This window comes from Azospirillum sp. B506, assembly GCF_000333595.1.
Classification (GTDB): domain Bacteria; phylum Pseudomonadota; class Alphaproteobacteria; order Azospirillales; family Azospirillaceae; genus Azospirillum.
Genome location: NZ_BADK01001126.1, coordinates 1 through 909, shown reverse-complemented (window position 1 = coordinate 909; position 909 = coordinate 1). Strand labels below are relative to the sequence as shown.

At 70.1% G+C, this 909-nt stretch carries 1 protein-coding gene; it reads left to right on the top strand.

The window, feature by feature from the left end; genetic code table 11:
- A partial coding sequence (locus tag I71_RS34235) for an MBG domain-containing protein (RefSeq protein WP_042704769.1) occupies positions 1-909 on the top strand: 909 nt, incomplete at both ends.

Genomic DNA, 909 nt, shown 5'->3' with positions numbered 1-909 from the left:
GGCCCAGGGCAGCGGCCTGTCGAATTACACCATCACTAATGCCGACGGCACGCTGACGGTCGATCCGGCGGCGCTGACCGTCACTGCCGACGCGGCGCGCAAGACCTATGGCGACAGCGCCTCGCTGACCGGCTTCACCGCCACCGGTCTGAAGAACAGCGACAGCGTGACCGGGGTCAGCCTGTCCAGCAGCGGCACGGCGGCCACCGCCGGGGTCGGCAGCTACAGCATCGCCGCTTCGTCGGCCCAGGGCAGCGGCCTGTCGAACTACACGATCACCTATGCCGACGGCACGCTGACGGTCGATCCTGCGGCGCTGACCGTCACTGCCGACGCGGCGCGCAAGACCTATGGCGACAGCGCCACGCTGACCGGCTTCACCGCCACTGGGCTGAAGAACAGCGACAGCGTGACCGGGGTCAGCCTGTCCAGCAGCGGCACGGCGGCCGCCGCCGGGGTCGGCAGCTACAACATCGCCGCCGCGTCGGCCCAGGGCAGCGGCCTGTCGAACTACACCATCACCTACGCCGACGGCACGCTGACGGTCGATCCGGCGGCGCTGACCGTCACTGCCGACGCGGCGCGCAAGACCTACGGCGATACGGCGACCCTGACCGGCTTCACCGCCACCGGTCTGAAGAACAGCGACAGCGTGACCGGGGTCAGCCTGTCCAGCAGCGGTACGGCGGCCACCGCCGGGGTCGGCAGCTACAGCATCGCCGCCGCGTCGGCCCAGGGCAGCGGCCTCTCGAACTACACCATCACCTATGCCGACGGCACGCTGACGGTCGATCCGGCGGCGCTGACCGTCACTGCCGACGCGGCGCGCAAGACCTACGGCGATACGGCGACCCTGACCGGCTATACGGCCACCGGTCTGAAGAACAGCGACAGCGTGACCGGGGTCAG